At 60.6% G+C, this 20,171-nt stretch carries 19 protein-coding genes and 5 pseudogenes; 11 read left to right on the top strand and 13 right to left on the bottom strand.

Annotated elements, in window-relative coordinates; genetic code table 11:
- Positions 1-489: 489 nt before the first annotated feature.
- A complete protein-coding gene (locus FVF58_RS15905) occupies positions 490-909 on the top strand; it encodes a hypothetical protein (RefSeq protein WP_149670839.1) in 420 nt (139 codons plus the stop codon).
- A gap of 241 nt (positions 910-1,150) precedes the next feature.
- Here the strand turns inward: FVF58_RS15905 and FVF58_RS15900 are convergent.
- Positions 1,151-1,702: pseudogene (locus FVF58_RS15900) on the bottom strand (IS6 family transposase); the annotation flags it as partial.
- Between the two features lie 195 nt (positions 1,703-1,897).
- On the opposite strand from FVF58_RS15900, the gene FVF58_RS54185 reads away from it, so the two are divergent.
- Both FVF58_RS54185 and FVF58_RS15890 read left to right on the top strand, forming a co-directional pair.
- Complete coding sequence (locus FVF58_RS54185; RefSeq protein ID WP_281291213.1) at positions 1,898-2,032, top strand: hypothetical protein; 135 nt, start codon at positions 1,898-1,900, stop codon at positions 2,030-2,032.
- Between the two features lie 282 nt (positions 2,033-2,314).
- The gene (locus FVF58_RS15890; protein ID WP_246217075.1) at positions 2,315-3,643 is read left to right on the top strand and encodes a M14 family metallopeptidase; all 1,329 of its coding nucleotides are present in this window, start codon (positions 2,315-2,317) and stop codon (positions 3,641-3,643) included.
- A gap of 237 nt (positions 3,644-3,880) precedes the next feature.
- On the opposite strand, the gene FVF58_RS15885 is transcribed toward FVF58_RS15890, so the two are convergent.
- From FVF58_RS15885 to FVF58_RS51430, 4 genes are all read right to left on the bottom strand, one after another.
- Positions 3,881-4,306 carry a YeeE/YedE family protein gene (locus FVF58_RS15885; RefSeq protein WP_149670937.1) on the bottom strand — a complete coding sequence of 142 codons (426 nt, stop codon included), beginning with the start codon at positions 4,304-4,306 and terminating at the stop codon, positions 3,881-3,883.
- Between the two features lies 1 nt (position 4,307).
- On the bottom strand, positions 4,308-4,742 hold the full coding sequence (locus FVF58_RS15880; protein WP_149670837.1) for a YeeE/YedE family protein: 435 nt from the start codon (positions 4,740-4,742) through the stop codon (positions 4,308-4,310).
- The gene (locus tag FVF58_RS15875; RefSeq protein WP_149670836.1) at positions 4,739-5,008 is read right to left on the bottom strand and encodes an ArsR/SmtB family transcription factor; all 270 of its coding nucleotides are present in this window, start codon (positions 5,006-5,008) and stop codon (positions 4,739-4,741) included. Before FVF58_RS15875 ends, FVF58_RS15880 begins: the two co-directional genes overlap by 4 nt.
- Positions 5,009-5,187: 179 nt before the next feature.
- Complete coding sequence (locus FVF58_RS51430) at positions 5,188-5,916, bottom strand: hypothetical protein (RefSeq protein ID WP_246217074.1); 729 nt, start codon at positions 5,914-5,916, stop codon at positions 5,188-5,190.
- A 363-nt stretch (positions 5,917-6,279) separates the two neighbouring features.
- Here FVF58_RS51430 and FVF58_RS15865 point away from each other — a divergent pair, with 363 nt between their 5' ends.
- The 6 genes and pseudogenes from FVF58_RS15865 to FVF58_RS52715 all read left to right on the top strand — a co-directional run.
- On the top strand, positions 6,280-6,627 hold the full coding sequence (locus tag FVF58_RS15865) for a hypothetical protein (RefSeq protein WP_149670834.1): 348 nt from the start codon (positions 6,280-6,282) through the stop codon (positions 6,625-6,627).
- The gene (locus FVF58_RS15860; protein WP_149670833.1) at positions 6,615-6,908 is read left to right on the top strand and encodes a hypothetical protein; all 294 of its coding nucleotides are present in this window, start codon (positions 6,615-6,617) and stop codon (positions 6,906-6,908) included. Before FVF58_RS15865 ends, FVF58_RS15860 begins: the two co-directional genes overlap by 13 nt.
- Positions 6,908-7,105, top strand: a complete 198-nt coding sequence (locus FVF58_RS15855; RefSeq protein WP_149670832.1) for a hypothetical protein — start codon at positions 6,908-6,910, stop codon at positions 7,103-7,105. The genes FVF58_RS15860 and FVF58_RS15855 overlap by 1 nt, the downstream gene beginning before the upstream one ends.
- 49 nt (positions 7,106-7,154) lie before the next feature.
- A pseudogene (locus FVF58_RS54725) lies at positions 7,155-7,304 on the top strand (NAD(P)/FAD-dependent oxidoreductase); the annotation flags it as partial.
- Positions 7,305-7,483: 179 nt separating this feature from the next.
- On the top strand, positions 7,484-8,650 hold the full coding sequence (locus FVF58_RS15845; protein ID WP_246217073.1) for a leucine-rich repeat domain-containing protein: 1,167 nt from the start codon (positions 7,484-7,486) through the stop codon (positions 8,648-8,650).
- Positions 8,651-8,996: 346 nt separating this feature from the next.
- Positions 8,997-9,119: pseudogene (locus FVF58_RS52715) on the top strand (LysR family transcriptional regulator); the annotation flags it as partial.
- Positions 9,120-9,206: 87 nt separating this feature from the next.
- On the opposite strand, the pseudogene FVF58_RS15835 reads toward FVF58_RS52715, so the two are convergent.
- Both FVF58_RS15835 and FVF58_RS52710 read right to left on the bottom strand, forming a co-directional pair.
- Positions 9,207-9,462 (bottom strand): annotated as a pseudogene (locus FVF58_RS15835) (hypothetical protein); the annotation flags it as partial.
- Positions 9,456-9,569, bottom strand: a pseudogene (locus FVF58_RS52710) (IS481 family transposase); the annotation flags it as partial. The pseudogenes FVF58_RS52710 and FVF58_RS15835, both read right to left, overlap by 7 nt.
- A 137-nt stretch (positions 9,570-9,706) precedes the next feature.
- On the opposite strand from FVF58_RS52710, the gene FVF58_RS15830 reads away from it, so the two are divergent.
- Together FVF58_RS15830 and ltrA are read left to right on the top strand one after the other, a co-directional pair.
- Complete coding sequence (locus tag FVF58_RS15830) at positions 9,707-11,017, top strand: MFS transporter (RefSeq protein WP_223191152.1); 1,311 nt, start codon at positions 9,707-9,709, stop codon at positions 11,015-11,017.
- Positions 11,018-11,542: 525 nt separating this feature from the next.
- Positions 11,543-12,931, top strand: coding sequence for a group II intron reverse transcriptase/maturase (gene ltrA, locus FVF58_RS15820; RefSeq protein ID WP_149670830.1), 1,389 nt, complete (start codon positions 11,543-11,545; stop codon positions 12,929-12,931).
- A 122-nt stretch (positions 12,932-13,053) separates the two neighbouring features.
- On the opposite strand, the gene FVF58_RS15815 is transcribed toward ltrA, so the two are convergent.
- The 6 genes from FVF58_RS15815 to FVF58_RS15785 all read right to left on the bottom strand — a co-directional run bounded on the left by FVF58_RS15815 (position 13,054) and on the right by FVF58_RS15785 (position 20,169).
- A complete protein-coding gene (locus FVF58_RS15815) occupies positions 13,054-14,049 on the bottom strand; it encodes a tyrosine-type recombinase/integrase (protein ID WP_149670829.1) in 996 nt (331 codons plus the stop codon).
- Positions 14,042-14,977, bottom strand: coding sequence for a tyrosine-type recombinase/integrase (locus FVF58_RS15810; RefSeq protein ID WP_149670828.1), 936 nt, complete (start codon positions 14,975-14,977; stop codon positions 14,042-14,044). Before FVF58_RS15810 ends, FVF58_RS15815 begins: the two co-directional genes overlap by 8 nt.
- Positions 14,974-16,221, bottom strand: a complete 1,248-nt coding sequence (locus FVF58_RS15805; RefSeq protein ID WP_246217071.1) for a tyrosine-type recombinase/integrase — start codon at positions 16,219-16,221, stop codon at positions 14,974-14,976. Before FVF58_RS15805 ends, FVF58_RS15810 begins: the two co-directional genes overlap by 4 nt.
- A gap of 437 nt (positions 16,222-16,658) precedes the next feature.
- Positions 16,659-17,645 (bottom strand): ABC transporter permease, encoded by a 987-nt coding sequence (locus tag FVF58_RS15795; RefSeq protein WP_149670826.1) that lies wholly within the window; start codon positions 17,643-17,645, stop codon positions 16,659-16,661.
- Complete coding sequence (locus FVF58_RS15790) at positions 17,642-18,622, bottom strand: ABC transporter permease (protein WP_149670825.1); 981 nt, start codon at positions 18,620-18,622, stop codon at positions 17,642-17,644. The genes FVF58_RS15795 and FVF58_RS15790 overlap by 4 nt, the downstream gene beginning before the upstream one ends.
- Positions 18,619-20,169: a sugar ABC transporter ATP-binding protein gene (locus tag FVF58_RS15785; RefSeq protein WP_149670824.1), complete on the bottom strand. Its 1,551-nt coding sequence runs from the start codon at positions 20,167-20,169 to the stop codon at positions 18,619-18,621. Before FVF58_RS15785 ends, FVF58_RS15790 begins: the two co-directional genes overlap by 4 nt.
- Between the last annotated feature and the right edge of the window lie 2 nt (positions 20,170-20,171).

The following is a 20,171-nucleotide window of genomic DNA, read 5'->3' as shown; positions in this document are numbered from 1 at the left end:
GCTCTACGCCATTGATTAAACACGAAATTGTCTTTGCGCTCAGGGTGCTGCAAACGCCCCGTGACGCCCGCCGCCCAACAGACACGCGATACCTGTTGGCGTTACTCGCACACTTTGACCTGAGGGAAGTCGGAGGCCGTGCCTCCCCTTACCATCGCTCCCTGGGCCCGCAGGTCAATTAACGAAGATGCGGGTTCCTCTGGATCGATCGGACAGATAGCGTGGAAGGAGTAGCCGCAGAACAGGCTGTCTGCTTCACGCATCGAGACTGCCGTGGCTCGTGCCAATCCGGTGATTGCGTTGCCGAGAGAGGTGCATCAGCAGGTGACAACGGCCCAACGCGCCTTCGATGCGGGATCACAAACGCCTGTGGCAAACATTCGGGCCAACGCTCAGATACTCAATGACTTGGCGGGTAGCACCAAAGGCGACGATAGACAGATTTGAGGCGTGGGCGATTGAACACGCAAGGACTTGGGGATTCACTAAATGAACAGGACTGGTCTCGTTATCCAGCTGGCAGCAATGTCGTCTTCGGATAACATCATTGAGCGGACAGAGGCGCTGGTTGATGCGCTATCGTCTTCGTCCACAGGTGTGGAAATGATTGAGCCGATTCCCCGCTTTATGGAGAGTCATCCGGATTGGGACTTCGGTTTGCACGGACCACTTGTGCACTTCGTCGAGAGGTTTTACCGGTGGGGCTACGAGGAGGAGTTGATTAAATCGATAGATCGTCAGCCGACTGTACATACAGTTTGGATGTTGAATCGGATGATCAATGGCGAAAAAGACGCAGCTGCTAAGGCTGTACTCGTTGGTGTGATGCGGGAAGCGTCGCGGAATCCCTCGATTGATCGTGCGGCTCTTGAGCAGATCAATCACTTCCTCTCAGTGCATCGGCAATAGTAATAGCAATGGCGGGGCGTGATCGTGCTGCTGAACGATCACGCTGAATGCGTGTCCCTTTGAAAACCCAGGTGGGCCAGCGCCCGTCCGGTGACTCCTGCGGACGCGGCGCACGCATGCGCCGCCCATACCCAGCGAATGCCCCTTGACGGCGCCACTGCTTGTGGTGCTGCCGCGTGCGGGGCTTCGCCAAAAGAGACGTGTGCGGCCTTGCAGACACGCGCACGAAGTCCCCTTGGGGGATGCGACGCTCACGTTCACGCGTTGGTTGGTGGCTGTTCTCAGCCCGGTTGTTCAGCCGGGCCGCCGCCTCGACGAACACATGCTTCACGCTCGCAAGTTCCGGAATTTCCGCCTTTGCCGCCCGATGGCTGCGCAGCAGATCGGTGACGATCTTGCCAGGCGTCGGGCATAAACGCATCACGCTCTTGAAGAAGCGTTTGGCTGCGGCTTTGTCGCGCCGCTTTTGTAGCAGGATGTCGAGTTCGGCGTCATGCTTGTCGAACGCACGCCACAGCAGGTACGGTTCATCACGCAGCGTGACGAACATCTCGTCGAGGTGCCACGTGCTACCCGGCTTGCGTTGCGCCGCTTTTACCCGGTGAGCAAAGCCTTCACCAAACTTGTCGCACCAGCATCGGATCGTCTCGTACGTCACGGTCACACCGCGCTCGAAGAACAGCTCCACAATGTCGCGCAAGCTCAACTGAAAGCGGAAATACCAGCGAACGGCTTGGCTGATGACCGTCGCCGGGAACCGATGACCGTGGTAAAGCGATTTTGCTTTCTTCATCACGCCATCTTAGGCGACCGGCCCACAACCTGACAACGCCCCTCCAAGGCACAAGCGTCCACTCAGCACAGGCAATAGCCAGCAGTCGCGCGTCGCCAGCGGAATGTTCGCAGCCCACCGCCAGCTTCGTTGCTGCCGGTGGGCTGCCTCAGATATCCGCCTCGCTCCGGCGTTCCCGTCGCGCTGGCCGGGCAAATGGTCACGCTCTACGCGCTGAGCTACGCGCTGCTGTCGCCAGTCATGGCCGAGGCGGCCGCGCACTGGCCGCGCAAGCGGCTGCAGCTCGCCGGCCTCGCGGTGTTCGTCTGGGAACGCCTGCGCTACGACTGATCCGATCCCAATCGCGTCCTCACGGCGACCACCGACCATAACGCATGGGGAGGCCGGTCGAGCCATACCTACACCATCGCGCGTCCGCCCGACGGGACGACCGACCTTGTCGCCGTCGTGGTACGCGAAGGCCAGACCATCAAAGGACGGGTGCGACGATGACTCGTGGATTTGAAATGTCAGTCGCTGTACCGTCTTTAAGATTGCAATGCCACAGAACTGCCCGGGAGAATGAAAGTGTCGAACTATCACGCCAGAATCATCGGAAGCGACTACGCGGCGATGGCCGACCTCGTGACAAAGCATAGAGTTACGGTCGCCCGGCATACGGTCGAGAAAGTCGCAGAAGGCTACCGCGTCGACGCACATGCTACCGACGAACAAATTCGTGCGCTTGAAGCTGCGGGCTACAAGGTTGAACGTCTCGAGGACGTGGAAATCGGGGGGATGGCGCGACAGAAGGAGACGCGCAAAAGCGCAGGCGGCGCATTGATGCGTGAAGCGCTATCGGTCACCGCTGGCACCGGATACCTCGATGTGGCGCACGTTGAAGCGGCTCTCGCTGCCGAATCAGAGGCTCACAATGACGCGTTTACGACATTGATCAGGCTGCCGAACGAGACCTGGGAGAAGCGAGTTTGTCACGCGCTGAAGATTGGCAAAGGCAGCGAAGCAGGCCGCGTCGGCATCTATTTTCTTGGCGGCGTTCACGCGCGCGAGTGGGGCAGCCCCGACATTCTGATCAACTTCGTGCAACTGCTTGCCAACGCATACCGTACAAATACGGATATCACGATTGGCAGCAGGACCTTTACCGCCGCGCAGATCAAATCCGTGGTGGAGACGAAGGACATTTACGTCTTTCCGCAGGCCAATCCTGACGGGCGCAACTACAGCATGTTGAGCGAACCGATGTGGCGCAAGAATCGTCGGCCTGCACCGGCGGGACATACGCAATCCCAATGCGTGGGTGTGGACATCAACCGGAATTACGATTTTCTCTGGGCCTTTCCAAAGTACTTCGACCCGAAGTCGCCGATTGCAAACTCTACCGATCCTTGCGATCACGATGTCTACATTGGGCCCGCCGCAATCTCCGAGCCGGAGACAAAGAACGCCGTGTGGATGTTCGACAACTTTCCGCACATTCGTTATTTTGTCGACCTGCATAGCTACTCGGAAGATATTCTGTACAACTGGGGTGACGATGTCGACCAAAGCGTCGACCCAGCGATGAATTTTCAGAATTCCGCATATGACGGCAAGCGCGGTCTTGCTGGCGACAAGGCATACCGTGAGTACATCGCGGCCGAAGATAAAAAGATCGCAGTCAAACTGGCAAACGAGATGCGTGACGCGATCAAGGCATCGCGTGGCCGGGTCTACAAGACAGAGCAGGCGATGAGCCTTTATCCGACGGCCGGCACGTCGGATGACTATGCGTTCAGTCGTCATCTGGTCGACGCGAAAAACGCGAAGGTGTTTTCGTACACGATCGAGTGGGGCAGTCCGCAAAATCCGACGCCATTTCATCCGCCGTATCCGGAAATGAAGAAGATCATCGACGAGGTCACGGCGGGCCTTTTGGCGTTTTGCATCTCTGCGCAGTGACTATAGGGCTTCCTGGGGATGGCAGTCACTCGCTGATCATCCGGATGCATCCGGAGGTGCGAGAGTGTCCGGACGAATTTCCTGGGATCCGCAGTGCCAGGCTCCACAGCGCGGGCGTGAGCGAGCGCACCATATAAGGGCGATTGAAGATGCTAAGGCAAGGGGATGTCGCGGGGCCGCCTGGTTTTCTCCGGGGCGATGCGACGCAATAGCGAATCGCTCGCGTTCGCCGCGAGCTCAACCGCGATGGGCAGAGCGCCGTTCAAGCAGAGAGAAAATCGCCATGCCAACGAGCATGGCGACGACGAACAGCACTGCCTTCGGCTCCCCGGAACCGGTGCTCACGAGCGCCGGTCCCGGACAGAATCCCGCCAAGCCCCAGCCCGCGCCGAACAAGGCACTGCCCACAAGCAGACGACGGTCGATGCGCGTTGCCGTCGGCAATTGCATAGGCGCATCGAGCACGCTACGCTTGAGCCGCCGCGCAATGGAAAAACCGGGTGCGCCGATCGCGATCGCACCTGCCATCACGAATGCAAGCGAAGGATCCCAGTTGCCGGCGAGATTGAGAAAGCCGAGCACTTTTGCCGGATTGGCCATGCCGGAGATAATCAGTCCCGTTCCGAATATCAACCCGGCCAGCAGCGCGTTGAGAATTAACATGTCAACCCCCCAGCAGATGGCGAGTAACGAAAACGGTGCCAAAGCCGATCGCCATGAACGTCACCGTGGCGGCAAGCGAACGGACGGAGCCTCGTGAGAGGCCGCAGACGCCGTGACCACTGGTGCAGCCGGACGCATAGCGGGTACCGAGGCCGACCAGCAGACCTGCCGCAACTAGAACGGGGAAAGACGACGCGATGGTGGCCATGGGCAACGGCGTGAAAAGCTTGAACAGCCAAGGCGAGGCGAGCAGTCCGAGCACGAACGCGGCGCGCCATGCGCGATCGGCGGGCGCAGCATTGAGCAGGCCCCCAAGGATCCCGCTGATGCCGGCAATCCGACCGTTTCCGAGCACCAGCAACACTGCGGCGAAGCCGATCAACAGCCCGCCGGTCAGCGCCGCGACCGGTGTGAAGTGCACGAGGTCGACGCTCATTTCGTCTGTCCTTTGACTGGACCGCAATAGAGGCTCGACAAGGTCTTCATGATGCTTGGAACTTCGGCGCTCGCGAGGCTGTAGTACATGTACTTGCCCTCGCGCCGGGCGCTAACCAGACCCTCTTCGCGCAGCACGCCGAGATGTTGCGAAAGACTCGGCTGATGAAGCCCGACCGCAGTTTCGAGTTCGCCGACATTGTGTTCGCCTTCGATCAACTGGCTGTTCGAACGCGTCCGCTTCGAGTTGACCAACCATGAAATCATGTGACGTGATGGGTTTTTTATAAGCAATTCGATTCGCGGATGCCCCGTGTGTTGTTGCTGTCTATAGCAATAAGGACGCGCGATACCTCTAAATGAAAAGTGTTTGCGCCAAGCACTACAGCGCGGTGCTCAAGTGCCGGGAGCGTTCGTGCAGCCGCACGTGCTCCCGGAGAATTCGGTTACTTGGGCGGCGGCAGCGAAGGATCGAGCTTGGCCGAATCCCTGACGAGCTGATCCGTCATCGCGGCCGCGACCGGGTTCGAGCCCGTGCCTGGCTTCGAGCTACGTTGGTCCATGGCGGCGCGAGCGGCCGACATATCCGGCGGAGGCAACGATGGATCGAGCTTCGCCGATTCCCTGACCAGTTCGTCCGTTTCCGGTGTCGAGCCTTGAGTCGTTATCGCGCGACGGTCCAGACCGTTTCGTCCACGCTGGGCGCGCTGCGCCGGAACCACCTTCGGCGCACCCGAGTCCTGCACGTTCACCGACGCGACTGCCGTCGATGGCGCCTGCTTCGGTTGTGCCTCCGGTTTCGGTTGCCCGGTGACTTGTGCGGCGGCCGGACTGGATGCGGGCGCGGCCGCCATAGGCGCAGGTGCTACTGCCAGGGCGGGAGCGGGAGCCGGAGCGGGAACCACCGGCTGCTGCGCGATAGCAGTGCTTTTCGTGATTGTGCCGGATGTCTCCGACTGGCTGATGCTGCCTTCCGTCACGTGATCGCCCACGCGCGAATCGACGACGGGAGGGCGTGCGGATTCATCGATGGCGGCCGCCGTGACTTCTGCCATTGCGCGGCGGTCCGCCTGAAGGAGCATCAGGTATGTGGTCCCTGCTGCTACGAGCAGGAGCCCTCCAATAATCATCAAAATCTTTCGAGTATTCATCATACTTACTGACGGATCCTTCAATCAACGTAAGCCAGCCATGATAAACGACTCATCACGGCTTTCATCAGACAAATGACGGCAGTGGTGGACCTGACGAGCAGGAATAGGCGAGCGATATCCAGAGAATTACCGGGTCGTCCGTCCGTGCTGTAGAAGCGGGCATTCGCGCAGGCCGGCTGTTCTGATTGGTCTAACGACTGCGAACGTCATCCGACGCACAAGAGACACGCGAGCGACCGGTGTTCGAGCAGTAAGCGACGCTCACATGTCTTCAAAGACGCGCGGACGTATGACCGCAACTGGCCCGACTACTGCCCTCTGCGGTCAGCCGTAGTCGACTCTGAAGAGTCATTTGCCATTGCCGAAAACAGTCATGAAAAGCGCGTGCGCCGTCCGAGCGTGTCGCGCTACTTTCCGCCGGGCTATTTCGACCGTTCATTCTGGCTTATGGCCGGGTTGAACATCTTTACGCCGGTATGGTGTGCCGTGTGGGCGTACCTCGACGCGCGCGAAGGGGACACGATCAACCTCGCGTTGCAGTGCGGGGCGCTCACGCTCGGCCTGTTCACGGGCACTCGTTGCGTGCGCATGATGGCGCGGCACTCGCGCGAGTGGCGCACCAACGACCGGCCGAAACTGGCGGCGGCGATAGCTGAGGCCGAGATGCAGAAAATAGCCGAGGACTTCGCCGAATTTCATGCAACGCAGAGGGGACGGACATGGAAATTCTGACACCGCCAACTGAGGCCGGACGGCTTCAACGCACGCAGCGCGAGTCGTTTTTCGGCATGCTCGCGATGCCCGTGATAGGCGTCTTCTTTTATCAGGGCTCGGAAATGATGCGCGGCCCGCAACCGGGCCTGACGCCGTTTGTCGCCGACGTCCTGCAATTGGCATACGTGTTTTTCGCCGTGCTAGCTGCCGCCGGTTTCGTGCATAGCGTCAAAACGTATTACCGCGCGCGGGCCGCGATTAGCGGCATACAACGCGCGAATCATGAAGGAATGGAGTAATGGGCATCACGATTGACGACGCCGAGCGGCTCACGCCCGAGCATGGCGAACAGATTTGCAGGGCAAACGACTACACCGATTACAGACGGTTCGCGAACGGCCGCGACGCGGCGATAACGCGCCTGATTTTCACTTACGCGATCCTCGCCGACCTCACCGAATGGGGTCACGGCGACAGGTGGTGCTTGTTCGGATAGCCCGCTCCTTATCACGTTGAGTGGGCGTTTGGCGGAAGTGGCAGGTGCAAGGCAGAGGCTGATCCTCTCCGGATTTCACGAGGCTTAGCTCGCCCTTCGCAAAGCCTACAACTACGCGTTCCCGGACAAGAAGCGCGTGCACATTCATTCGAGCTACGACACCAAGCTGGCAGAACGTGTCGCTGGCTCTCACGCGTAGCGCGAAGAGCGACGTTGCCTGGGCGGAATGCGCCCGCTCTTCGTGTATAAAGGAGGAAGCCTGTATTACGGGAGCCCGCCGTGCCCGAAACCCCGCCGTCAACCACGAACTCAACCGCTGAAGGTCCGAACCCGTCCTGGCCGCGAATCATCAAGCCGTGGGCCGTCGGCGGCGCAATCGTGCTGTTGCTCGGCATTTTGCTGCTGATCTTCAACCCGTTCCACAAGAGCCCGGATGAACGGGCGCTGAGCGAACTGGGATTCATCAAAGGCACCTGCAACGACAGCGGCGCGTCGACAGCCACGCCCGACTCGGAATGCCTGGCGTTGCGGGCGAAACCGACAATGACGGCATCTCAGGTCGCTGCCGCTTTGCCACATCTAAAGAATTCCGACCGCAAGATCGAACTGAATCTGAGAGGCACCCAGATCGATAACCTCGATTCGCTGAAGGGACTGGACGATCTGGTATCGCTTGACCTAACGGACACGCCCGTCTGGAACATCGACGCCCTGAAGGAAATGCACTCGCTGAAGAGGCTCGTGCTCCATCGCACCGAAGTCGAAAACATCGCCGCGCTGAAAGGGTTGACCGGTCTGCAATCGCTGAACCTCTGGGATACCCGCGTCTCGAATCTCAACGCGCTCAAGAACCTGCGCGATCTGCGAGAACTCGACCTGCGGGACACACAGGTTCGCGATCTCGATCCGCTCGAAGATTTGCCTCATCTGGAAACGCTCAAACTCGGGGGCGCGAGGAACGTCCGGAACGTCGACGCGCTCAGCCAGCTCGCCTCCTTGCAGACGCTCGACCTCAACGAAACCCAGGTCGACAGCATCAGTGAGTTGAAAAAGCTCCGCGGTTTGCAAGCGCTCTATCTAGCGAACACGCCGCTGCGAGACATCGACGCACTAAAAGGAATGTCCTCGCTCAGGACGCTCGTGCTGGACGGCTCAAAGGTCGATGATATCGACGCGGCGCAGGGAATGCTCCAACTGGACACGCTGGTGCTCGCTCGCACGCAAGTGACGAACATTGATGCATTGAAGGGGCTCACCCGTCTGCAAAGGCTCAATCTCGCCGACACCCGGGTCGAGAACGTCGAGCCGCTGACAAACCTGAAAAGCCTGCGAATGCTCAATCTCTTTCGCACCAGGGTTCGAAACATCGATCCACTGCGAGGTTTGACCGGTTTGCAGGAACTCTACCTTGCGAACAGCCCTGTCGAGGACGTCGACGCGCTGAAAGGGCTCACTGGCCTGCGAGAGCTCGTTCTGTATGGCACCCAGGCCAGGAACGTCGACGATCTCAAAGCGGCGCTTCCAAAAACGCGAATCGTGTGGTGACCATTCGAGATTTTTTCAACAGGTGCGCCAGGGTCCCAGATTTTGATAGACCTTCTCCGACGGCACGCGACAACTGACGTGTGCTTGCAGCGAGATTGAATCTCAAGCTCAGGGCAGCGCAGTAGCTTCTGGGGAAGCCGGTTTTGCGTGCGCGAGGCTGACGCGTTTCATACGGGCTCGCAAGCGCGTGACTGAGCATGCGGGCAGGCGTTGAATAAACTTCAAGATGACTTGTCCTCGATCGACGGTCCGGAATGACCGTTCCGCTCTCTGATAGGCGCCCTTGGAACTCCGACGGCTCGACCGGCAGCAACGGGTGGTTAGCGTTGATTGCTCGGGACTCGGTTCGCTTGTCGCGCGGCGCCTCGCGCCAAATCGACGCGTGCTTTGTGCATCGCCCGAGTACCTGGCGACGCACGGGGCGCCGGAGCGCCCGCGGGATCTGGAGCTCCTCGATTGCATCGTCCTCTTTCCGGGCGAGGTTGCCCGACCGGCAGCGCGCAGACTGGCGAGCATGCAGGTCCGCTCGCACATCGAGCGTCATGAGGCGTGCGATTCACAGACGTCGTTTCAGTTTCTTGATCGTCGTTTTCTTGGCGAGCTCAAGCACACGCCGATGATGTTCGGCAAGGGTCTTGTCGACTCGCCAGTCGCGGTGCCGAATTCGCTCCTTCCGCTTGTCGTAGGCACTTTCGACCTGCTCGGTAAGAGGCGTGATTTCGCCCACTTCTGCGATTCGGTCAACGGGTGTCTCCGTGCGGGCGGCGCCCGTTGTAGTCGAACTGCCACTCCTCGATTCGCCGGTCCATCGACGAAGCGTCGGTCTTGAGACGCCACACTGCGCGCATACGAGACCGGCGTTGCTGGTCTCGTGATACATCGACACCCACCGTAATCGAGTCGCAATCTCACGGTCTATCGTTTCATTTTAGTTGAAACGATGTCTGCGAATCACACAGCTCAAGCGTTTCCAATTTGAAGCCGGGGCCCTTGGTTTCTAAGTGACCAGTTCGACCTGACCATAGCAATCGAGAGGTGGTTGCGATAATCTCCAGCGTGCTCACCGAATCGACCGTCGCTGCCGAACCAGTTCAGGAACATAACCAAGGGGTTCATTTCACGATGTCTGACCAAAGCGGTAGTCAATCTGTCGCGATGCCTGACCGAACTGGTAGTAAATCTGCATTGCGTCAAGTTGCGGCTACGAGGTTTTTTCTCGGCGCAACGATTGCAATGTTTCTGTCGGGTCTCGGCACGTCAGCGGCTGCACCACAGATCGTTCTGTTCCTGGTGAAGGAACTCGGCGCCTCGCTGCCGTTGGCGGGATTCTATTACTTGACCAGCCTTGCAGCTCCAGTCGCGGGGTATTTTGTCGGCCGCTACTCCGATCACACAGGCAATCGCCTCGGTCTTTTTCGCATGTGTGCTGTGGCGGGCTTTCTGGGCTGGGCGGGGCTGGCCCTCTCTACTTCGGTCTGGATGCCCTTCATCATCGCCGTCGCTTTGCTGGCCGTTTCCGGCGCTACCGCCTCGCAAATTTTTGCGGCTGTCCACGATGAACTCAGCGAAAGGCCCGACGACGCAAATGAAAGTGTAGTTGCCATCATCCGCATGGCGCTTACCGGCGGATGGATCGTCGGGCCTGTCTTGGGAGCGTGGGTGGCGGCTGCCTATGGCCTGCGCCCCATGCTCTGGATGACCGCCCTCTGCATGCTTCTACAGATCGCACCTCTGGGAACCCTGAACCCAACCGTCAAGCTCAGGCCGGAGTCGGCGAGTGAGCCCGCGCGTCACTCCAGCCTACGTGCCATGCTTCCACTGCTGACCTTCACAGGACTCTTCGTCCTGGTCTACGCCGGAGAACCGGTGAAGTACGGATACCTGCTGATCTACATGGAAGAACAGCTCAAGCTAAGTCCGGCCGTACGGGGAGCGGTCATCGGGATACAGCCATTCATCGAGTTACTCATCATGCCGTTCAGCATCGGGCTGGGCCGCAAGCTTGGCAACGTGTGGTTGATGTGTATCGCGGCCGCGATGGGGGTATTTGCGAATCTTTGCTTTGCGCTGTGGTCGTCCGCAGCGGGAATGTTCGCTGGACAGATCCTCATGGGCGGTGTTTGGGGCATATTTATGGTTCTGGGCATCATCGTTGCTCAACGCCTGCTTCCCAACGCAGTAGCGACGGCGTCTGCAATCTTCATGAGCTCGACGGCTCTCGCCTCGGCGTTAGGAGGCGTCACGGGCGGTTTCGGGGTCGCTTTGTTGGACCTTCCCAATGTCTTCCTGCTGCCAGCGCTCTTCGGGGGTATTGCCATTATCGGACTGGCATTGATGGCTCGCACTGAAAGCTTCAAGGTGTATTGATCGCGGCCAGTCACTTCGCGCGCTTCACCGTCTCGTGAAGGCAGTCCTTCGACGGCGCGAGCGTTGATTGCGAGGACAGGAACGTCTGAGTTGGGTGTGCGCCGTGAAAAGGCGGCGCTTTCCAGCGGGTGCAAGCCCCGCCCGGCAATCGCTCCAGCCGGAAGCAACTGGAGCAGTCATGGAGGTAACGAAGTGGCTGAAGCCTCTGGTAATGCGTGTCACGAATAGGTGACAGCGCGAGTGTGCAGGCCGTAATGCGAGTGAACGCCGAGCAAACCTCGAAAAGGACGATGCGCAGGCCGACCCGGCAACCCTATCGGGGAAGGCTGATACGACTGGGTGAATGAGCAGGCTGGACGCCCAGTCGCTGCGCCGGGGTAGTGGCGACAGCATGTACACAAGGAAAGCGTACGCAACACGGGAAGTCCCTCGGCGTGGTCAGGGATGACCAACCGGACGCCCGCGAGGGTCAGGCCGGGCGCCTTGGGATGACGGAGAGGCCCGTAGTACTGGTGAAGCCGGGTAATGCCGGTGGAGGGAAGGGGCCTCAGTTCAAGACAGACGCAATACGTAGTGAGGACGTGGAGATTGGGCAACCTATTAACTCCGATTCGTGTTCAGAAGCTGCAGATGGCGTTACACGCGAAAGCGAAGGCAGAAGCCGGGTATCGCTTCTACGCGCTGTACGACAAGATTTATCGCGAGGATGTGCTGGCGCATGCGTACGCACAGTGTCGTTCGAACAAGGGCGCACCGGGTGTCGATCGACAGGACTTCGCGGAGGTCGAAGCGTACGGGGTGCAGAAGTGGCTCGGCGAACTGGCGCTTGCGCTCAGGCAGGAGACTTACCGACCGGACCCTATCAGAAGAGTGTTTATCCCGAAGGCCAACGGCAAGCTGAGGCCATTGGGTATCTCGACCTTGCGGGATCGGGTGTGCATGACGGCAGCGATGCTGGTGCTCGAACCGATCTTCGAAGCGGACCTTCCACCGGAGCAGTACGCTTACCGCCCGGGCCGTAACGCCCAGCAAGCGGTAATCGAGGTGGAGGAGCGGCTGCATCGAGGGCAAACGGATGTGGTTGACGCCGACCTCGCGGACTACTTCGGAAGTATTCCCCACGCCGAACTGATGCTGTCGCTCGCGCGACGCATCGTCGATCGGCGCGTGCTGCATCTGATAAGGATGTGGCTGGAATGCCCCGTTGAAGAAACCGATGACCGAGGCCGGCAGAAACGGACGACGGAGGCTCGAGACAGTCGGCGCGGGATTCCACAGGGCTCCCCCATCTCACCACTGCTGGCGAATATTTACATGCGCCGGTTCGTGCTGGCGTGGAAGAAGCTCGGGCTTCAGCGCAGTCTTGGCAGTCGAATAGTGACCTACGCAGACGATCTCGTGATCCTGTGCAAGCGAGGCAAGGCCGAAGAGGCGTTGCGGAAACTGCGCGAGATAATGAGCAAGCTGAAGCTGACGGTCAACGAGGAGAAGACACGAATCTGCAAGGTGCCAGAAGGTGAGTTCGACTTCCTGGGTTTTACGTTTGGGCGAATGTACTCCGCAACGACTGGTCAGGCCCGTATGGGCATGAAGCCGTCGAAGAAGAGTATCCGGCGCATGGTCGAAAAGATTCATGCAATGACCGCCCTCAGGACGGTATGGCAAGAGACCACGGAGTTGGTGGGCAAGTTGAACCGCACGTTGCGCGGCTGGGCGAATTACTTCGAGGTAGGAAGCGTCAGCCGGGCATACCGAGCAATCGACAGCTACACCGCGACGCGGTTGCGCCGGTGGCTACGCAACAAGTACAAGCTCAGACGTCGCAGGGGCGGGACTTATCCATCCCCGCATCTCTACGGGTACTTCGGTCTCGTACGTCTGAGCGCACGTGGGGGCGTAGCCTGGCGTGTGTGAAGGCGTGAGGTCTTGTCCGAGAGCCCAGTGCGATATGTGGTGCTCGCTCAAATGTGGTCTTGCGGCGCCCGAGCCGCGATCCTTACGGGATCCCGCCGGCTGAACGCCACATAAAAAACCTCCTACAAGGACCGCAGAAATGCCATCAGCGCGGGATCCTTGGTCCACCGCCTGTTCGCCTTTCGATCGCTGGGGATAGTAAGCCGCGCCAGGGCGTTGGCCTTCATCTCCAGATCAATTTCGGCGTAAACGTTGGTCGTATCGACGGAGACATGACCAAGCCACGCCCGTACGGTGTTGATATCGACGCCGGATCGAAGCAGGTGGGTCGCCGTTGAATGTCTAATGCTGTGCGGGCTCACGCGCTTGGATGCAAGCGAGGGCATATTGGCTCGCGCCTTGACAGCGTAACGCTCTACCACCGCGTGAATGCCGAAACGCGTCAGGGGTTGTCCACAGCGATTGAGGAATACCCGTTCCTGCGGTGGACGTTGGCCGGCGAGGTTGCACAACTCTTGCACGGTGTCGGGCCATAGCGGACACTGGCGCCGTTTTCGACCCTTGCCGAGAATGCTCACGCTGCTGGAGATCGCATCGACGTTGCCGATGGTCAGGTGGGCCGCCTCGTCCGCCCGCGCACCCGCATTGTAGAGAAACAGCAACAGGGCGTAGTCACGGCGACCTTGAACTGTGCGTCGATCAGGACAGGCGAGCAGCGCATCCATTTCAGGCTTGTCGAGATAGGGCACCACCGCTCTTGTAGTCCTCTTGTAGGGGATGCAGCGTAGCTGGGTACACCATTGGATATGTTCCGGGCTGTGCTCGCCAACGAAGCGAGCCATAGCATGGATAGCAGCCAGGCGCTGATTCCGCGTCGCGACGCTGCAGCCGCGAGAGACTTCGATGTCTAACAGGAAGTCCCGGACGATCTCGGCCGACACATCTGTCATCGCCAGCCGGTCGACCGGTTTGTGGACCCGACCCGAAACGAAAGGGATCAGTTGGCACAGCGTGTCGCGGTAGCTCTGCTGGGTGTTGCGAGCGAGGTTCCGCTCGCTGATCAGGTGCTCGAGCAGGAAGCGGCGGACCCAAGGTCCAAGAAGCGTTGTGTCACGCATGATCGTCGCCTCCCCGGGCGTAGCGCTCGAACCGTAAGCTCGCCTGCCGAAGCAACTCTGGCGTCATAGTCAGGTAGTGCTGGGTGGCGCCAATATGCACGTGACCAAGATAGGTTGCCAGCTGAGGCAGCAGGCGTTGTACATCGGCACCTTCGCTATACCAGGTGACTAACCGGGTAACCGAATACGTGTGCCGAATGTCATGAAGCCGTGGCTGATACCGCGCACCATCGTCACGACGTACCTGTGCGCGTTCACGCGATTGTTTGAAGGCATACTCGGCGCCGGCTCTGGACAGGCGCTGTCCGCGATTCGTCAACAGGAAGGCAGCGTCGGGGTTGAACGGCGGCCATTTGTTGCGTTCGGCGGCATACTGAACCAGCACCGATGTCAGATCTGGTCCGGTCGGCACCAGCCGTGTCCTGTAGAACTTGGATTCACGGATGCACAGGATCCCAGAGTCCAGATCCACATCCGCCAGATTCAGACCGACAGCCTCGCCGATGCGAAGGCCGGTGCCATAGAGGAGCAGCAGGAGCGTCCGGCAGGTTAGCGACGACAGATTGCAGCGCTCACGATCCGCCGTCGCCGCCAGTAGACGCTTCATCTCGTCTCGCGAATAGATGTACGGCACGAAGGTTCGGGGTTCCTCTGGTACCGTTAAGGGCAATGGCGAACTGGTGGTGTAGCCGCGAGCAATGGCAAAGCGGTAGAAGCCGCGCAGCGCGCTGAGCTTGCGATGCCAGAAAGCCGTAATGGGACCATTGCCGCCAAGAAACGCATGGACACGATCGGCGTCGACGTCGCGCATGTCGATGTCGCCGAGCGTTCGATAAAAGGACTTCAAGGTACGTGCCTCAGTAGCAAAGCGCATCCCCAGTGACAGTTTGTAGGCCACGTACGCGGCGACCGCTTCAGTCAGTTTCATAGCAAGTCTCCCAGGGCAAAGTCCGCAACCTGCCTCAGGCCAGCCAGATCGACCTTGGCGTAGGTGCGCGTTGCATAGGTGCTGCGGTGACCCAGGTGGTCACCGATTTCCTTGAGTGAGAATCCCTCAGCCACCAGGCGGGTCGCGCAAGCGTGTCGAAGTGAATGTGGCCCGCCACGACGGCAACTGATGTTCAGAACCCGCAATCGTCGGCTGACCAGGTAGTGCAGACTCGTGGACGCGAGTGGGCGGAACGGGGCCCTTATAGTGAGAAACAGTGAGCGCAATGCAATGTGAGGCCGCACCTGTTCGAGATACCGAAGAATTGCTTCACCTACCTCGGCCGTAAGCGGGTAGTCCTGTTTGCTCCGCTGCTTTGGACGGTTGATGTGAAGGAGGTCATGTTCCCAGTCCACATCGTCCAGCGTCAGGGCAACGACTTCACCCCTTCTCAACCCGTAGACCGCCAGGAGCAACAGAATGGCGCGATCCCGGATATCGTGTGGATTGTCCGTATCGGTGCTGTGAATGAGTCGCTGCACGTCTTCCCACCTGGGCCCGGCTGGAAGCGTCTCGTGGCTGAACAGACGAGGTCCTTCGATACCGCCGGCCAGGTTCTTCGAGCACCACGTTTGCTCACCGGCGTAGCGGAAGAAACTTCGCAGCGCGCCGGCAAGGCTAGCCAACGATACCCGGGACCAGCCTTGCAATCGTCTTAGCGCAAAAAAAGCGTCGACCTGTTCGAGTCGCATCTCGCCGATGTTGCTTCCTTGCTCGCTGAGCCAGCACAGAAACGCTTGAGCGTGCCAGCATCGATTGTGGATCGTGTGTGACGACAGACCGCGCTCCTCGCGCAAGTAGCTGTCGAACCGTTGAACCAGATCGGCGAATGGCGGCGTTGCAGGTTGTTGCTCCTGCAGTCGTCCCAGGAAGCGAAGCCAGGCCGTAGCGGTCTGAATAAACCGTTCGCGCGAGAACCTTCCCGTCAGGATTCGTTGATGTCGTCGCTGGTAACGAACCCAGCGATCGGCTGCCGTCTCGACCTCCGCAGACGGAATCAATCGCCCGTTGTCGAGCGCGATACGCCGCGAAATAGCAAGGAGCTCAGGTGCAAGGCCCAACAGCGTTGAACGGGCTGCGCCACCTTGTGCGCAGTGGGACAGATAGCGTTCTCGATCATCGGCCGATGGACCATTGCGATGACGAGCCAGTACACGAGGGTAATGAAATAACGTACCGAACATGATTGGATCTCCGAGTTATCCTTCGGATCTCCGACGCTACTCCGGCGCTAATTTATGTGGCCTTCGATAGGACATACACCGCTGACGAACCTCGTCCCGTCCCAGCAAGACCACATTTGAGCGAGCACCACATATCGCACTAAATGTGATCGAACTCATTTGTCGCGGGAGATCTGCACGCTGGGTTCGATGAGCGGGGTGTGGAAACGGGGTTAGGGCTAGGCTATTAGGGCACCGCCAGACGAAAGAGGCGGCAACAGACAAGCCGAACCTACTGCTACCGCGCCACTCCTCGACTCTACCGTGTGCGGGCGCTCGCCGCACTTCGAATCACTTGCCTGACCTGCCCCTCGCACCAGGCAGCGACCGGCGGCCAGTTGCGGTCATCCAACGCCGCCGCTCCAACCGTTTTCAAATCGGCTGGTCAACCTCGAAACCTACACCTCCCGCTTGCTGCGCCCATACAGCAGCAGCATCGCCGCGATCACCACGCCGTAGATGATCTGGCGCCCCGCCTCCGGCATCTGTGCGACCGAGAGGATCGACTGCAGCAGCGTGATGAGGATCGCGCCAGCCACGGTGCCGAGGTACGAACCCCGGCCGCCCAGAATCGACGTGCCGCCGAGCACGACCGCCGCGATCGCCGGCAACAGGTAAGCATCGCCCATCGACTGCGCCGCCTTCGACGCATAACCCGCGAGCAGTACGCCGCCGAACGCCGCGAACGCGCTGCACACGGCGAACGCGGCCACTGTGACGAGCCGCGTATCGATGCCGGAGAGATATGCCGCGCGCTCAGTGTTGCCGATCGCGTACAGCGTGCGGCCGAAGGTCGTGCGCGACAGCAGGAACATCGTGGCGCCGCCGATCAGCACCCACAGCGCGACGGCATTCGGCACGCCCGGTACGAGCCAGCCCGCCGCGAGCCATCGCATCACATGTGGCGCGGAATCCTGTGGCGACGATCCCCCCGTGTAGACGATCATGATGCCCTGCGCGACCGCATTGGTCGCGAGCGTCGCGATCATCGACGGAATGCGCAGGAGCGCGACGAGGATGCCGTTGACGATGCCGATCAGCACGCCGCAACCGATCCCGACTGGAATCGCGAGGATGGCCCCAAGTTCGCCGTGCCCCGCGACGGCGCACGCCATCATCGCGCCGACCGTGATCGTCCACGGCAGCGACAGGTCGATGTGGCCGAGCAGTATCACCATCATCAGGCCGGTCGCGATGATGCCAAGGAAGGCACCGACCTTCAGCTGCAGCAGGATGTACTCCGGCGACATGAAGCTCCGGGAAAACATCCCGCCGACGAGCAGCAGCGCGACGATGCACGCGAACGCGATAACGATCGGCCGGTCGATTTTGCGCGTGAGCCTCGACACGAACGTGGTCCGGCCGGTTGCGGAAACGCCGCTCATTGGAACCATTCCAGACGGTTGCGCACCCTGAACAGCCCGCACGCGCCGATCGAGACAGCGAGCAGCAGAATCACACCCTGGAACAGCGGCTGCCACAGCGCATCGACGTTGAACACGAACAGCAGGTCGCCGATAGAGCGGAATGCGAATGCGCCGAAGATCGCGCCGATCGCGCTGCCCTTGCCGCCGAGCAGCGACACGCCGCCGATCACGACGGCGGCGATCGAAAACAGCGTATAGGAGTTGGCGCTGCCGAGGCTCGCCTCTCCAGTGTCCGTGAAGAACGTCAGAAAGAGGCCGCCGATCGCGGCGAGCAGGCCGGCCAGCGTATAGCTCGCGAACTTGGCGCGCAGGATCGGCATGCCGGACAGGAAGGCTGCGGATTCGGACGAGCCGGTCGCGTACGCAGCGCGCCCGATCGCCGAACGTTTGAAAGGAATCCAGATGATCACCACGGCTGCGAGCAGAATCAGCAGACTCGCGGGCACCACGCCGGCGACCTTGCCGGTCAGTGCGTCGGCGAGGTCTTCGTTGATCGATCCGCCGGGAACCGGGCGCAGCAGCAGCGCCAGTCCGTAAAATACGGCGCCCGTCGCGATCGTCGTCACGATCGGCTGCAGACGGCCGTAAATGATGATTACGCCGTTGAGCGCGCCGCACAGCGCGCCGGCCGCGAGCACACCGGCGATGCCGAGCGCGCTGTGCAGCGCGTCACCCGTGACGATCCAGGATCCAATGCAATTCGTCAGCACGAGCGTCATGCCGATCGACAGGTCGATGCCCGCCGTCAGAACGACGAGCGCCTGGCCCATCGACACCAGCGCGAGCAGTACCGCCTTGTTCGCCGCCGTCTGAAACACGTTTGCCGACAACGTCGACGGATAGTTGAAAAGGTAGATCGCGAACATCAGCACGAACAGGCCGAACGCGAACGTCGCCCCGCGATTTTCCGCATACCAGTAACGCAGCCCGCTCATAGCGCGATTCCCGTGGAAGGCGAAATCTGTCCGACGGGCAGGTCCAGTGCACTTGCTATCAGGTTTTGCTCGGTGATCTCCGACCCGACAAGTTCCTTCTTGATCCTGCCTTCGTATAGCACGAGCACGCGGTCGCAGCAGCCGATCAGCTCGTCATAGTCGGTCGAATAGAAAACGATCGCGGCGCCTTCGTCGGCGAGGCGCCTCAGCAGCTGATAGATCTCCTCCTTGGTGCCGACGTCGATGCCGCGCGTCGGGTCGCTGAGGAGCAGGATTCTCGGCTGCCGGATCAGCCACTTCGCGATCACCACCTTCTGCTGGTTGCCGCCCGACAGCGAGCCCACGGCCGCGTCGACGCTGAACGACTTGATCGCGAGGAGCTCCATCATCCGGTCGACCAACGACTGCTGGCGGTCGCGATCGATCACGCCTGCGGTGGACATGCGATCGAGCGCGGCAAACGACAGGTTCTCGCGCACCGACATCGGCAGCATCAGGCCTTCGGTCTTGCGATCCTCCGGAATCAGCGCCATCCCGATTCCGTTGGCGCGCGCGACCACGGGGCTCGCGATCGACACGGCCTTGCCGTCGATCTCGATCTTGCCCGCGCAACCGCGCAACACGCCGAACAACGCGAGTAGCAGTTCGCGCTGGCCTTGCCCGTCGAGGCCGCCCAGCCCGAGGATTTCACCGGGCTTCAACGAAAAGCTGACGCCCCGCAGCGTGTCGTTCCACGCGAGATCACGGCAGGCGAGAACCGGTTCGGCGGCGCGGCGGCGGTCGGGCTTGTCCGGATACGCATGCTGGTACTTCCGGCCGATCATCATTTCGATAACCTCATTGTCGGAGCGCGTGCCCGCCTCGAAGCTCATCACATGACGACCGTTCCGGTAGACCGTGCATTCGTCCGCGAGCGCCTTCACCTCGTGCATCCGGTGCGAGATGAAGAGCAGCGAGAGCCCCTCGTCGCGCAGGCGCTTGAGCACCTCGATGACGCGCGCCACGTCGGCCGCGGTCAGCGCCGAGGTGGCCTCGTCGAGGATCAGGATGCGCGGCTCGTGCGCAAGCCCCTTTGCAAGCTCGACCATCTGCTGGCGCGACAGCGGCAGGTCCCGGACCTTCGCGAGCGGATTGATGTCGGCCGCGCCCGCGCGGGCGAGCGCGGCCTCGGCTTGGCGGCGCTGGGCGCGGCGGTCGATCATGCCGAAGCGTCGCGGCGGGTTCGAAGCGAAGATGTTGTCCGCCACGCTCAAGTCAGGGATCAGCGACAGCTCCTGATACACGCAGACGATGCCGGCCGCATTCGCCTCGGCGGGTGACGCGAACACGACTTGACGCCCATCGAGGTGCATCGTTCCCTCGTCCGGGTGCACGACGCCGGACATCACCTTCAGCAGCGTGGACTTGCCCGCGCCGTTCTCGCCGAGGATCGCATGGATGCGTCCCCTGCGCACCGCGAGGTCCGCGCGATCCAGCGCGACGGCGCCGCCGTAGCTTTTCGATACGCCAGACATCTGAAAGAACGGCTGCTCCTCGACCTGCCGCATGC

It is taken from the genome of Paraburkholderia panacisoli (assembly GCF_008369935.1).
Lineage (GTDB): Bacteria > Pseudomonadota > Gammaproteobacteria > Burkholderiales > Burkholderiaceae > Paraburkholderia > Paraburkholderia panacisoli.
The sequence above is the reverse complement of the archived record's forward strand: the minus strand, read 5'-3'. Positions and strand labels throughout refer to the sequence as shown.